The organism is Agrobacterium sp. 22-209-1 (genome assembly GCF_053522485.1).
This window is the reverse complement of sequence record NZ_JBNWCH010000006.1, coordinates 49,604-63,362: the sequence shown is the minus strand read 5'-3', so window position 1 is coordinate 63,362 and position 13,759 is coordinate 49,604. Positions and strand designations below refer to the sequence as shown.

13 protein-coding genes are annotated in these 13,759 nt (G+C 60.2%); 2 read left to right on the top strand and 11 right to left on the bottom strand.

The features are described from left to right. The 3 genes from ACQZ48_RS14960 to ACQZ48_RS14950 all read right to left on the bottom strand — a co-directional run bounded on the left by ACQZ48_RS14960 (nt 1) and on the right by ACQZ48_RS14950 (nt 4,400). Nucleotides 1-924, bottom strand: coding sequence for an ABC transporter permease (locus ACQZ48_RS14960; protein WP_003519820.1), 924 nt, complete (start codon nt 922-924; stop codon nt 1-3). Between the two features lie 78 nt (nt 925-1,002). After that, a complete protein-coding gene (locus ACQZ48_RS14955) occupies nt 1,003-2,538 on the bottom strand; it encodes an ABC transporter substrate-binding protein (RefSeq protein WP_077984037.1) in 1,536 nt (511 codons plus the stop codon). A 41-nt stretch (nt 2,539-2,579) separates the two neighbouring features. Beyond that, nucleotides 2,580-4,400: an ABC transporter ATP-binding protein gene (locus tag ACQZ48_RS14950; protein WP_077984136.1), complete on the bottom strand. Its 1,821-nt coding sequence runs from the start codon at nt 4,398-4,400 to the stop codon at nt 2,580-2,582. 490 nt (nt 4,401-4,890) lie between these two features. On the opposite strand from ACQZ48_RS14950, the gene ACQZ48_RS14945 reads away from it, so the two are divergent. After that, nucleotides 4,891-5,184, top strand: a complete 294-nt coding sequence (locus ACQZ48_RS14945; RefSeq protein WP_448728946.1) for a putative quinol monooxygenase — start codon at nt 4,891-4,893, stop codon at nt 5,182-5,184. 77 nt (nt 5,185-5,261) lie between these two features. Here ACQZ48_RS14945 and ACQZ48_RS14940 read toward each other — a convergent pair whose 3' ends face one another. Then, on the bottom strand, nt 5,262-7,163 hold the full coding sequence (locus tag ACQZ48_RS14940; RefSeq protein ID WP_448729029.1) for a bifunctional sugar phosphate isomerase/epimerase/4-hydroxyphenylpyruvate dioxygenase family protein: 1,902 nt from the start codon (nt 7,161-7,163) through the stop codon (nt 5,262-5,264). Nucleotides 7,164-7,282: 119 nt separating this feature from the next. Between ACQZ48_RS14940 and ACQZ48_RS14935 the strand changes: the two genes are divergently transcribed. Then, nucleotides 7,283-7,975 carry a TetR/AcrR family transcriptional regulator gene (locus ACQZ48_RS14935; protein WP_448728945.1) on the top strand — a complete coding sequence of 231 codons (693 nt, stop codon included), beginning with the start codon at nt 7,283-7,285 and terminating at the stop codon, nt 7,973-7,975. Here the strand turns inward: ACQZ48_RS14935 and aroQ are convergent. From aroQ to ACQZ48_RS14900, 7 genes are all read right to left on the bottom strand, one after another. Then, nucleotides 7,950-8,393, bottom strand: a complete 444-nt coding sequence (aroQ, locus tag ACQZ48_RS14930) for a type II 3-dehydroquinate dehydratase (RefSeq protein WP_448728944.1) — start codon at nt 8,391-8,393, stop codon at nt 7,950-7,952. The genes ACQZ48_RS14935 and aroQ overlap by 26 nt on opposite strands. Then, nucleotides 8,390-9,259 (bottom strand): shikimate dehydrogenase, encoded by an 870-nt coding sequence (locus ACQZ48_RS14925; RefSeq protein WP_448728943.1) that lies wholly within the window; start codon nt 9,257-9,259, stop codon nt 8,390-8,392. Before ACQZ48_RS14925 ends, aroQ begins: the two co-directional genes overlap by 4 nt. 72 nt (nt 9,260-9,331) lie before the next feature. Further along, a complete protein-coding gene (locus ACQZ48_RS14920; RefSeq protein ID WP_077984031.1) occupies nt 9,332-10,093 on the bottom strand; it encodes an amino acid ABC transporter ATP-binding protein in 762 nt (253 codons plus the stop codon). Between the two features lie 13 nt (nt 10,094-10,106). Next, complete coding sequence (locus ACQZ48_RS14915; RefSeq protein WP_269826623.1) at nt 10,107-10,946, bottom strand: transporter substrate-binding domain-containing protein; 840 nt, start codon at nt 10,944-10,946, stop codon at nt 10,107-10,109. Between the two features lie 39 nt (nt 10,947-10,985). After that, nucleotides 10,986-11,636, bottom strand: coding sequence for an amino acid ABC transporter permease (locus ACQZ48_RS14910; protein WP_173991540.1), 651 nt, complete (start codon nt 11,634-11,636; stop codon nt 10,986-10,988). 10 nt (nt 11,637-11,646) lie between these two features. Then, nucleotides 11,647-12,315 carry an amino acid ABC transporter permease gene (locus ACQZ48_RS14905; protein ID WP_077984028.1) on the bottom strand — a complete coding sequence of 223 codons (669 nt, stop codon included), beginning with the start codon at nt 12,313-12,315 and terminating at the stop codon, nt 11,647-11,649. Between the two features lie 367 nt (nt 12,316-12,682). Continuing rightward, nucleotides 12,683-13,744 carry a 3-carboxy-cis,cis-muconate cycloisomerase gene (locus ACQZ48_RS14900; RefSeq protein WP_142913102.1) on the bottom strand — a complete coding sequence of 354 codons (1,062 nt, stop codon included), beginning with the start codon at nt 13,742-13,744 and terminating at the stop codon, nt 12,683-12,685. Nucleotides 13,745-13,759: the final 15 nt, after the last annotated feature.

The window sequence follows — 13,759 nt, the reverse complement described above, 5'->3', positions numbered from 1 at the left end:
TTACTCCGTGCGGATGCGCGGATCGACAAGGCCATAGGCGATATCGACCAGAAGGTTGATGCCGACGATCATCAGCGACAGCACGGTGATGACGGCCTGAAGCACGGGATAATCACGCGCGCCGACGGCGTCGAAGGCCAGCGTGCCGAGGCCCGGCCAGTTGAAGACGCGCTCAATGACGACGATGCCGCCGAGCAGCCCGCCGAATTGCAGGCCAAAATAGGTGATGAGCGGAATGGCGCAATTGCGCAGCGCGTGCTTGTAGAGAACCTTATTTTCGCTCAGCCCCTTTGCGCGCGCCACCATGACATATTGCGAGCGCAGCGTATCCAGCATGGCCGTGCGCACCAGCCGCACATTGGTAGCCGTCAGGATGACGCCCATGGTGACGGCGGGCATGATGTAGCTGGCAAAACCGCCCATACCGCTTGGCGGCAGCCAGCCGAGCGTGATGGAGAACAAGAGCACCAGCATGGTGGCCAGCCAGAAATTCGGGAAGGAAAGGCCGACGAGCGAGAAGATGCGGATCACCTGATCGGCCGTCTTGCCGCGCGAGGTTGCGGCCTTGATGCCGAGCGGGATCGACAGCGCAATCGAGACCGCCATGGAGATGAAGGCGAGGAGAAGCGTTGCGGGTAGGGCATCCGCGATCAGGCGCGAGACGGGCGTGCTGCCGGTGAAGCTGCGGCCGAAATCGAGCGTCACGAGACCCTTCAGGAAGCTGAAATATTGCACGAAGAATGGCCGGTCGGTGCCGAGCGCTGCGCGGATGCGCGCCAGATCGTCTTCCGTCATGCTGCCACCGCCCTGGAACATGGTGACGGCGGGGTCACCGGTGAGGCGGATGGCGAAGGAAACGAGAAGGGTGATGGCGATGACGACAAAAATCGCCTGCAGCAATCGCTTGATGAGGAAACCGGCCACGTTTTTTACCTTGAAGAGAGACCCGACCTTGCCCGCATTGCGGCGGGCAAGGTGTGTTGATCAGAAAAACCAGCCTGATTATTCGACGGTGACGTCGGTCAGCTTCAGGCGGTTATCCGGCGGTGCCACGAAACCCTTGACCCGCTTGTTGATGCCGTAAATGGCATTGGTGTTGTAAAGCGGGATTTCGAGCGCGCGTTCGGCGGTGTAGCTGCCGATTTCCTTGAGGATTTTTTCGCGCTCGGCACGGTCGGTCAGCGGACGCTGGGATTCCAGCATTTTGTCCAGCTTCTCGTCCTTGTCGTAAGGGTTCCACTTTTCACCGGAGTGATACATGGAATAGGCCGTGTTGTCGTAATCGAAGGTCCAGCCGCCCCATTTCTGCTGGAACATCGCGCCGGTCTTGCCCTGCGGGATGATGTCGTTCAGGAGAACGTTGGTCTCATAGGGCTTGATGGTGGCGGTGATGCCGACCATGGACAGATAGCTGGAAATGACCTGCGCCACCTCGTTCATCGTCGCGTCATTGCCACGGATATCGATCTGGAGCGCCGCACCGGGCTTGACGCCGGCTTCCGCAAGAAGCTTCTTTGCACCTTCCGGATCGTAGGGCAGCGGCTTCAGCTCCGGATCGTAACCGAAGGACAGCGCGCTCTGGAAGCTTGCAATCTCGGAGGCCTGACCGGCGAGGATCGACTTGACGATGGTGCCACGGTCGACGGCCATGATGATGGCCTTGCGCACCTTCGGATCGGCGGTGATGCCATCACGGGTGTTGAAACGCAGCGCATCGACCGTCGGGCCGGGCACGCTGACAATCTCCAGCTTGGAATCGCCCTGGATAACCGGGATCATGCCGATCGGGATGGTGGGCGGAATGACGAGATCGACGCGGCCGGCCTGCAATTCGGCAACGGCGGTCGCCGGCTCGGAAATGAAGCGATATTCCAGTTCGGAAAGTTTTGGCGCACCGCCCCAGTAGTCGGCGTTGGCCTCCAGCTTGATGTTGGTCTTCGGTGCGTAGGAAACGAATTTGAACGCGCCGGTGCCAACCGGGTTGAGGTTGAAGTTGTCCTCGCCCTTTTCCTGAATGTACTTCGGCGGAACGATCATGCCGCCATAACCGGCAAGCTTGGTCAGCAGCACCGGATCCGGCGCCTTCAGCTTCATGTCCACCGTGTAGTCATCGATGACATCGACGCTTTCGATGGCGACATAGTTGGAGCGCTGCGGGCCCTTGGCACCCTGTTCGCCGAGAAGGCGCTCGAAGGTGAACTTGACCGCGGCGGCGTTGAAGGGCTCGCCATTGTGGAACTTGACGTTCTGGCGCAGCTTGAAGCGGATGCGCTTGCCCTCATCCAGCTCTTCCCAGGATTCGGCAAGGCCGGGCACGAGTTTCAGGTCCGGGCCGCGATAGGTCAGGCCGTCGAAGATGTTGGTGGCGACGGCAGCCCATTGCACGAGGAAAGTGTCGATCGGATCCCAGCTGCCCGGGTCCTGCGGGCTGGAAATGGTCATCTTGCCGGCGGCAAGAGCCGGTGCGGCGGTCAAGGCCGATGCGGCCATGGCAAGCGCGACGAACGTTGTCGTCATCCCCTTCTTGATTATTGTCATCTACCTGTTCCTCTTCAGATGGTTGCGGTTCTGGTTGTTATTCAGGCGCTCTTCGCGATGAAGTGGCCCGGATTGATTTCCTCATGGGCGAGAATGGCCGGCTCATCGCCGACACGGCGCACGGGATTGGGGATTTCGCCCTCGATCATGGCGATGCGGCGCTCGATGGTCGGATCGGCGACCGGCACGGCCGAAAGCAGGCGGCGCGTATAATCATGCGTCGGCGTTTCGAACACCTGACGGCGGCTGCCCATTTCCATGATCTGGCCGAGATAAAGCACCGCGACGCGGTGGCTCATCTTTTCCACGACAGCCATGTCATGGCTGATGAAGAGATAGGCGAGACCACGCTCGGCCTGCAAATCCATGAACAAATTGATGATCTGCGCCTGAATGGAGACGTCGAGCGCCGACAGCGCTTCGTCTGCAATGATGAGCTTGGGATCGGAAGCCAGTGCGCGGGCAATGCAGACGCGCTGGCGCTGGCCGCCGGAAAACTCGTGCGGATAACGCGCGGCATGTTCGGAGGAGAGGCCCACACGCTCCAGCAATTCATCCACCCGCCGCTTTACGGCCTTCTGATCGTTGATCAAGCCATGGGTGTTGATCGGTTCGGCAATCGAGAAACCGACCGTCTTGCGCGGATCGAGCGAGGCGAAGGGATCCTGGAAGATATATTGCACTTCCTGGCGCATGCGAAAGCGCTCCGCCGCCGACATTTCAGAATAGCTGCGGCCATTGAAGGCAATTTCGCCCGATACCGCCGTCTGCAGCTGCTGGATGGTGCGGCCGATGGTGGATTTGCCGGAACCGGATTCGCCCACCAGTGCCAGCGTTTCGCCGGCGTGAATATCGAAGCTGACCTTCTGCACGGCGCTGAGGCGATGGGTCGCCTTGCCGAACAGGTTCTTGCGGATATCGAAACGCACGAACAGGTCCTTCACCGACAGCAGCGGCTTCGCGTCATATTTCGCAGTGTTTTGCACGCGCTCTTCACCAACCACGACCGGCTGGCCATCTTGCAACACCGTGAGGGGCAGGCGCTTGGGAAACTCTTCGCCTTCCATGCTGCCGAGACGCGGAACGGCGGAAAGCAGGGCGCGCGTGTAAGGGTGCTGCGGATTGGCGAATATATCCTTGACCGGACCTTCCTCCACCTTCTTGCCCTTCCACATGACGACCACGTCATCGGCCATTTCCGCCACCACGCCCATATCGTGGGTGATGAAGACCATGCCCATGCCGAGCTTCTTTTGCAGGTCGCGCATGATGTTGAGGATCTGCGCCTGAATGGTGACGTCAAGCGCTGTCGTCGGCTCGTCGGCGATCAAAAGCTTCGGCCGGCAGGCGAGCGCCATGGCGATCATCACGCGCTGGCGCATGCCGCCGGAAAGCTGGTGTGGATACCGTTTCAGAAGTTCTGCCGCATCGGGCAGGCGCACCATTTCGAGAAGCTCCTGCGCCCGCGCCATCGCCGCCTGCTTGCCCATTTTCTCATGCAGCACAAGCACTTCGCATATCTGGTCGCCGATGGTGAAGACAGGGTTGAGCGAGGTCATCGGCTCCTGGAAGATCATGGCGATCTCCTTGCCGCGGATCGAGCGCATTTCTTTCTGCGACGCCTTCAGCAAGTCCTTGCCTTCAAACAGGATTTTGCCGGTGGGGTAGGTCGCGCCCATCATGTCCGCAAGTCGCATGGTGGAAAGCGAGGTGACCGATTTTCCTGATCCGGATTCGCCGACGACCGCGACCGTGCGGCCGGGCTCGACGCGGAAGGAGATATCGTCCACGACGCGGCTGTTGCCAAATTCGACGCTCAGGCCTTCGACCGAGAGGAGGGCGTTTGCGTGTGCGGCAGTCATGTCAGCGTCTCCGGCGTGGCGCACGCGGCAAGGCTGGCGTGGCCATATGAAAATGAGCAAGGGGAAATGTCTCGGGCACGCCTGCTGGGCGACACCGCACTGAAGGCAGAGAAGGCAACGAAAAGTCGCATGTTTCAGGCCGTTTTGCCGGCAAAATGCCGGTTGGCCGCCGCCCGCTGAAACGGCACATTCGATGCCCCCAAAGCGCCGCAGGCAACCTCAGCGGCGCTGGCCGGACGATTTGCGTAGGACGCAGATTCGACGATGCGCATGTAACTCTAATTCCCCACCCTTGTTTTGCCGAAAAAGCTAACAAAACCGAACAATCATGTCCAGAGTGTTGAACAATTTTTATGTACTGCTCTACAAATACGCAGCTGCACCGATTTTGAGCGCGGGTTCTGGAAGAATGCTTCGCAATGATGCGCGTATTTCGAAATGATCGTCGATAGAACCTTTGAGACGAATGATGAGGAATGGAGTCCCGGCCATGAACGACCAGGCGGGCGCAGTCAGGCTGAGCGGATTTTTACGGTGCTTGTCGAAGGACGATGTCGAACTGGTCCGGCGCCGTCTTCCCGAACATCTTCGCCTGACCAGAGAGGAACCCGGCTGTCTTTCCTTCGAAGTGTCCGAGACGGACGATCCCCTGATCTGGCAGGTGGAGGAGCTTTTTGCCGACCGTGCTGCCTTCGATTTTCCTCAGGAGCGGACGCGGGCGTCCGAGTGGTTCAGGGCGACCTCCGCCATTCCGCGCGACTATGAGATAACGACATTGGCGTGAATGAAAACAGGCCGCAGCGGCATTCCTGCTGTCCGCGACCTGTCCGGATTTCCCCGATCGTATTTCGGTGCCGGGATTTATTCCTTCGGCATACCGACCGGTGGCGCAAGCCGTCTTTGCGCGGCGATGCGGAAGGGGGCGTTCATCGCGCCATAACCGCCATAGGCTCCGCGCCTTTCGATGATTTCGAAGAAGAAACCTTCCCCGAAGGTGCGGCTGTATATCTGGAAATATTCGCCATTGTCGTCGCGGTCATAAAGAATGCTTGCCGCCCTGAGCGCATCGGAAAATTCCGGTTCCAGCCCGAAACGGGCTTCCAGATCGTCGTAATAATTGCGCGAGATCGGCAGGGCGTGGAACCCGCGCGCCTGCAGTGCTTTTGCTGTGGCGAAGATATCGTCGGTGGCAAATGCGATGTGCTGGATGCTGGTGCCGAAGCCCTCGGCCAGAAATTTGCCGGCGAAGGTCTTGCGATTGTCGGCACCGTTCATGGTCAGGCGGAAATGCGGCGAGGGCACGCTTTCAATCGCCTGGCTGCGCACCAGTCCGCCGGGATCCACCACATCGACCATCGGCGTGCGCCGGGTGGAAAACAGCGAGGTGTAAAACAGAAGCCAGGTCAGCATTTCATCGTAATGCGTTGTTTGCGCGAGGTGATCGATCCGCTTCAGTCCTGCGTCGCCCGCCGGTTCTTGGTTGTCGGTGGGCGCAAATTCCTTGTCCCAGATGGAGGAAAGCTCTGGTGAGCCGTCGAGGAAATAGATGACGCCGTTGCCCACGCCCTGAATGGCGGGAACGGCGACTTCGCCTGAATTGCGCGGCTCGGCGAAGGTGGGCGCGCCGAGCGCTTCTGCCCGGGCAAGGGCTGCTGCGGCATCATCCACCTTCAGCCCGAAGGCATAGGCATTGGTGCCGTGGATGGAATAGGACGCGCCCGCGAAACTGTCGCCGCCATCGCTGGTATTGATGACAATGCGAATATCGCCCTGCGTATAAAGATCGACATCGCGGTTGCGGTGCCGGGCGGTGTTTTCAAAGCCGAGCGTGGCGAGAAGGGCTTCCAGATTGGGTTTTTCTTCCGGTGCCGTGGTGAATTCGACGAATTCCACGCCGTCCGTCTCCACTCGTTCCGGCATTGATGGCACATCGATGCGGATGTCGGGTTCGAGACGCCGGACCTGGTCCATGAGATTGATGAGCGAGCGGTGGCCGTCTTCGGCAAGCAGCCGGGCCGAGCCGCCGCGGAACTGGTCGTTGAAGATTTCGAGCGACAGCGGGCCGCTATAACCGGTTGCGGCGACGGCGCGCATGAAATCCACCACCGGCAGATCGCCTTCGCCCGGCATGTTGCGGAAGTGGCGGCTCCAGTAGAGCAGGTCCATGTCGATCAGCGGCGCATCGGCAAGCTGCACGATGAAAATCTTGTCGCCGGGAATGGAGCGGATCGAATTGGGGTCGATCTTGCGCGACAGCGTGTGGAAACTATCGAGAATGATGCCGACATTGGCGTGATCGGCGCGGCGCACCACCTCCCAGGCATCGCGGTGATCGCTGATATGGCGGCCCCAGGCCAGGGCCTCGTAACCGACGCGCACGCCATGTTTTGCTGCCAATTCACCGAGCTGATGGAAATCGGCGGCGGCGCGGTCGATGCCGCCGAGCGAGACCGGCGAGACATTCGAGCAGATCAGCATCAGATCGGTGCCGAGTTCGCCCATGATGTCGAATTTGCGCTCAGCCCTCTCGAAGGCCCGTGCGCGGTGCGGTTCCGGCATGCCCTCGAAATCGCGGAATGGCTGGAAAAGGGTGATATCCAGCCCGTGATCGGCGGCCAAGGCCTTCACCTCGCGCGGCGAGGCGTCGTAAGTCAGGAAATCGTTTTCGAAAATCTCAACGCCGGAAAAGCCCGCCTTGGCGATGGCCGCCAGCTTTTCGGGGAATTCGCCGCTGATCGATACGGTTGCAATGGATGTGCGCATTGGCATGCCGTGTCTTATTGTGTCATAGCTCGCCATATTGCCTTCCTTTTCAGCATTATGTACTGATTGGTTAATAAAGGGGCCGCCGCCGGATGGCAGCCCCGTCCAGGGAATGAAGCATGAGCAAAAGCACGACCTTGAGCGGCGCCCGCGATACCCGGCAGGCGAAACGCGACCCGGAAGGGGTGCGCCGCGACATTCTTTCGGTCGCGATGGAGGAGTTTTCGCAAAACGGACTTTCCGGCGCGCGTATCGATGAGATCGCGGCGCGCACGCGAACCTCCAAGCGCATGATTTATTATTATTTCATCGACAAACAGAGCCTTTATCAGCGTGTGCTTGAAGAGGCCTATGCCAAGGTGCGCGGCGGCGAAAGCGATCTGGAGCTGGACGATCTGGAGCCGGCGGCGGCGCTCGACAAGCTCTGTCGGTTCACCTTCGATCACCACAGGCGCAATCCGGCTTTCATCCGCATGGTGATGATTGAGAACATCCACCATGGCCGGCATATGCAGTCGTCCGAAACGATCCGTCAGCTCAACCGCCCGGCGATCGACGCGCTCGAAAGCGTGCTGCTGCGCGGCCAGAAAAGCGGCGTCTTTCGCGAGGGCATCGATGCACTGGAACTGCACTGGCAGATCAGCGCGCTGTCCTTTTTCAATGTCTCGAATGTTGCAACCTTCTCGTTCATCTTCGGCGACAGCCTTTATACGGACAAGGGCCAGGAGACATTGTCGCGGCATGTCAGCGACATGGTGCTGCGTTATGTGCTGACGCCCGCCCATATCACGACGGGCGCGAAAGACGGTTGATGAGGTGGCGCAGCGCCACTTCATAACCTTCGATGCCGAGACCGGCGATCACGCCTTCGGCGCGGGTCGAGACGTAAGAATGGTGCCGGAAAACCTCGCGTTTGTGGATGTTGGAAATGTGAACCTCGATCACAGGCGCCTCGAAGGCATTGAGCGCATCGAGGATTGCCACCGAGGTGTGGGTAAAGGCGCCGGGATTGATGACAATTCCCGAAGACTTGCCGCGGGCTTCGTGAATCCAGTCGATCAGCTCATATTCCCGGTTGCTCTGGGCAAAAAACAGCTCGTGGCCAGTGGCATCAGCGATAGCACGGCAATTGGCTTCGATATCGGCGAGCGTTTCATAACCATAGATTTCCGGCTGGCGCTGGCCGAGCAGGTTGAGGTTGGGACCGTTCAGAACCGTGAAAAGGCTCATGCGACGCCCTCCGCCATGCAAAGCTCGGTAAAATGCGCCGTCATGCGCCCGGCATCCGGCTCGCGGCCGCAGAAGAGGCGGAATGCGCCGACGGCCTGAAACACCGTCATGCCGCCGCCGGGCAGGGTTCGACAGCCCTTTTTCGCTGCCGTCGCCAGCAATTCTGTGACAAGCGGCATGTAGACGATATCGGCCACCCAGTGCCGCCGTTCGATGAGATCGGCCGGAACCGGCATGCCGGGATGGGCCGGCATGCCCATCGGCGTTGCATGGATCAGGCCATCGGCAAAGGGCAGGGCGGCGGCGGGGTCTTTGACTGCAAGCGCGCGGCCTTCGCCGAAGCGGGCATTGAGTTCCCGGGCCAGTTGCTCCGCCCTTGGGAAATCCCGGTCGAAAATGTCGAGACGGGCGAAGTCGAGCTTCAATGCGGCATGGGCCACCGCAACGCCCGCGCCACCCGCGCCGACCAGAAGCGCCCGGTCACGCCGCGAATCCGGCAGGCCGCGCACGAAGCTTTCGTAAAAGCCGTACCAGTCGGTGTTGTGGCCGATGCGGCGTCCGTCCCGGAAGACGACCGTATTGACCGCGCCCAGCATGCGGGCATCGTCAGACAGTTCGTGCAGATGCGGAATAACGGCCTGCTTGAAGGGATGGGTGATGTTGGTGCCGGAAAAACCGCGCGCTTCCAGCTCGTCCAGCAGGTCGGGAAGGGCGCCCGGTGGCAGCTTGCGGGCGGTAACGTCCACTAGCTCGTAGGAATAATCGAGGCCGTGAGCCGCCCCTTCGCGCATGTGCAGCGCGGGCGATTTGGAAAGCTGTATGTCGGCGCCTATCAGGCCGACCTTGAAGGATGTTTGTTCTGTCATGATCGGGTGTCGCTCATCGGACGGTGTGGGAGAGGCGGGATTATCCCCGCCCGCCTTAAGAGCGCGCGAACCTCAGTGATGGGCGAGAATTTCACCGAGGAACGTGCGCGTGCGCTGTTGCTTGGGATCGCGGAAGAATTCCTCCGGCGGGCCTTCCTCGATGATCTCGCCTTCCGACATGAAGATCACCCGGTCGGCCACCTGCCGTGCGAAACCCATTTCATGGGTCACGCAGATCATCGTCATGCCGTCACGGGCAAGGCCGATCATGGTGTCGAGCACTTCCTTCACCATTTCAGGGTCGAGAGCCGAGGTCGGCTCATCGAACAGCATCGCCTTTGGCTCCATGCACAGCGCCCGGGCAATCGCCGCGCGCTGTTGCTGGCCGCCGGAAAGCTGGGCCGGGTACTTGTCTGCCTGGTTGAGAATGCGCACGCGCTCCAGATATTTGCGCGCCGTCGCCTCCGCATCGGCTTTCGACAGGCCCTTCACCCGCATGGGCGCGAGCGTGCAGTTTTCCATGATGGTCTTGTGCGGGAAGAGATTGAAGCTCTGAAACACCATGCCCACTTCGCGGCGAACCGCATCGATGGCCCGGCTGGAATCGGACAGCATCGTTCCCTCGACCGTGATCTTGCCCTCCTGGATTTCTTCCAGATGGTTGATGCAACGGATGAGCGTGGATTTGCCCGAACCGGACGGCCCGCAAAGAACGATTTTTTCGCCCTTGCGAACCGTCATGTTGACGTCTTTAAGCGCATGAAAGGCTCCATACCACTTTCCAACCCCTTCGAGGGCTATCAGCGGAACCTGTGCGGCGGCGGATTGCGGCATGGAAATCTCCTGCTTACTTCACGGTGAAGGGGATGTCGGGCAGGCTGTCCGGGAAGGCCGGGACTTCGCGCTTCATCCACTTGTCATAGATCTTGGCGAGCTGGCCGTCGGACTTGATCTTGTCGAGGAAGGCGTTGACGGTTTCGTTCCAGTCCTTTTCGCCGGGCCGGGTGCCGGCGCCGTTGTAGAGCGTCGTCAGGTCGAATTTCGGTTCGTATTTGCCTTCGGCAGCCTTGTTCAGGCGGTCGCCGTAGAACTGGTTGCCGCCGACGGCCTCGACCTGGCCGGAAATCAGCGCCTGAATATTGGCGGCGTCATCGTCGAAGCGCAGGATATTGGCCTTGGAGCCGGCGCCTGCGGTGATCGAGGTGTCCATGGCGCTCGACTTCGGCACGCCGACGGCGATGCCCGTCAGATCGTCATAGCCGGTGATCTTCTTGTCCTTCGGGCCATAGACCGAGAGCACGTTGCCGGCATAGGGCTTAGAATATTGAATGGTCTTGGCGCGTTCGGCCGTCATGCCCATGGTTGCGAATAGCAGGTCGACCTTGCCGGTCAGAAGGGCCGGAATGCGGTTCGCCACGGCGAGCGGTACGAACTCAACCTTGACCCCGAGATAATCGGCAAAGGCCTTGCCGATATCGGCATCGAGGCCGTCCTGCACGCCGCTGGAATTAACGAAGCCCCACGGTGAGTTGTCGCCCTGAATGCCGATGACGACCTTGCCCTTGGCCTTGGCCTCTTCCACCGTACCGGCGAAAGCATCGACCGGTGCGACGAAGGGCAGGGCAACCGTTGCCGCGGCAAGCGCGAGCAGGGCGCGACGAGAGAATTTCATGCTGGTGGTTTTCATCTTTTGCTCCTCCTTACAAAGCTGATGAGTTTTCGAGACTTAGCGGGTTGCGGTCTGCAGCCGCTTTTCAACGCTGGCGCCCCACAGGGAAAGCGGCCAGCAGATCAGGAAATACATGATGCCGACGATGGCGAAGACGGTGAGCGGGCGGAACGTCTGGTTGGAGACGATCTGGCCGGCGCGCGATAGCTCGACGAAGCCAACAATGGCCGCAAGCGAAGTGCCCTTGATGAGCTGCACGAGGAAACCGATGGTGGCGGGCAGCGAAATCTTGAAGGCCTGCGGCAGAACTACGTCCTTCATGCGCGAGATATAGTGCAGGCCGAGCGCATTGGCGGCCTCCGTCTGGCCTTTCGGCACCGCCTGGATGCCGCCGCGCCATATTTCGCCAAGGAAGGCGCTGGCATGCAGCGTAAAAGCAATGGCGACCGCGACCCAGGCATCGACATTGAGGCCCGCAAGCGCCACGCCGTAATAGACCACAAAAAGCTGCATCAGGAGCGGCGTGCCCTGGAAAACGGCGATGAATGCCGTGCTCGCCCTCTGGATCGCCGTGCTGTCCGCGACGCGGGCAAGCGCCACACAAAGGCCGAAGATGCCGCCGCCGATAAAACCGATTATGGTCAGCGCAAGCGTCCATTTCAGGCCTTGCAGCAGGAAGAAGAATTCGTTGGGACCGATGGATGCCATTGTCTTCTCCTCACTTGACCGGATAGCTGAAGGATGTGCGGGAGATGAGCGAGAAAATGCCCATCATCAGCGAGGAAATGATGAGATAAAGCAGCGTGATCGAGAAATAGACCTCGAAGGACCGGAAGGTATCGGCCTCGATCTTCTGCGCCACCGAGGTCAGCTCGTAAGCGGCGATCGAGGTGCAGACCGAGGTGGTCAGCGTCAACATGATGAACTGGCTGGTAAGCGAGGGATAGACCGCCCGCAGCGCCGGCTTCAGGATGATGTGCCGGAAGATCTGCGCGCGGTGAAGGCCGAGCGCAAGCCCCGCCTCCACCTGCCCCTTGGGAATGGAATCCACGCCGCCACGAATGATTTCTATCGCATAGGCGCCGCCGTTGAGAGCCAGCGCGATGATGGCCGTCACCGTCGGGTTGAGCTTGATACCAATCTGCGGCAGGGCGAAGAAGATGAAGAATATCTGCACCAGAAACGGTGTGTTGCGAATGGCTTCCACAAAGCCGATGACGAGGCCGCGCAGCAGCTTGAAGCGCGAGCGGCGGGCGACGACGCCCAGAACGCCGATGACGGTGGCGAGCGACATGCCGGCAATCGCAAGGCCGATCGTCGCCAGACAGGCTAAAAGCAGCTCGGGCAGGCGGTCTATGACCGCCGAAAAATCGAGACTGTAAGACATTCTTCCTCCCAACCCGTTCGGGTCCGGACAGGCGTTTCGCCGTGTCCTTATCGCTTTGGGAACCTTACGGCGCCAAAGCCCTCCATTCGTCTGACCATGTCCAGAAGGTTCTTTTCCTCACCTGCGGCATGACTTCAACATGATTGTTTGTACCAGTTAGTTCATTTTTATGTCAAGCGTTACACCCGGTCAAAAAGCAGCTAAAAAGCTGTTTTTTCTACATTCGATATTTTTAAGAAAATCTTTTGTTATCAATGGCTAATACGCAAGGGTCCAAGCGATTTCAACGCGCGAAAATCCTGCCGCCAATGAGGTGGCGGGAGGTGCCGGGAAAGCTGATTTAATCAAGAACTCGACGGTCTTCCGGTTAGCCGTCTTTCGCGCCCAGCCTGTCTATCTGTCCTGCGAGGCGTTCGGCGATCAGCAGGGACGCCCCTGTTGCCGTCACCATTTGTGGCAGTGTCATCCATTCCAGCATCCAGCCCGCGCCCGACCTTTCCTGTTCATGGACAAGCGACTGGTGCAACGCCGAGATTTGCACGGCATTGAAGCGGGCCAGTGCCACCAGCGTTTCGGCATTGACCGGGTTCTGTTTGTGCGGCATGGCCGAGGAGCCGCCGCCGCCGGAAAGGCGGATCTCCGCACCGAGCTCGGCCATCAGCGCGATATCCTGCCCGAACTTGCCGAGCGCGCCGGTGATCAGCGAGAGCAGATTGGCGAATTCGACGATGCCGTCGCGCTGGCTCTGCCATTGCGGCCTGTCGGCAAGGCCGAGCCGTTTTGCGAGATCGGCACGCACCGCTGCGGCATTGTCGCCAAGCTTTTCCAGCGTTCCGGCAGCCCCGCCGAATTGCAGGACGAAGCCGCTCTGTGCGAATGTTTCGAGCCGCAGCAGATGGCGTTCAAGCGGCGCAGTCCAGCTCGCCGCCCGGGCGGCGACGGTGATGCCGATGGCGGCCTGCATACGGGTATAGCCCGTCAGCGGGTTGCGGCCGTCGCGGGAGGCAAGGTCTCCCAGCGCATCGATGAGGTGGCCGAGGCGGGCCGTGATGATTTCCGCCGCAGCCTTCAGCCGCAGCATCAGGCTGGTGTCGATGACATCCTGGCTGGTGGCGCCGAAATGCACCCTGTCGGCCGCCTTGCCGCCGACTGACGCGCGCATCTGCCGGATGAGTTCGGGAACCACGACGCCGTCCTTCGCGACGCCATGGCGAAGCGCGGTCATATCGGCGGCAAAGTCCGAAAGCCGCGAAACGATTTCTTCTGCCGCCTCCTCAGGGATAATGCCGGCCTGTGCTTCCGCCTGCGCCAGCCCCGTCTCGAAACGGACCATGGCGTCGATATCCGCTCTTGCCGAAAACAGCTCGACGATTTCACTGTCGCCGAAGAGGCCTGACAGAAACGGATGCTCGAAGGGGGAAAGGCTCATCTTCCGTCTCGCTTT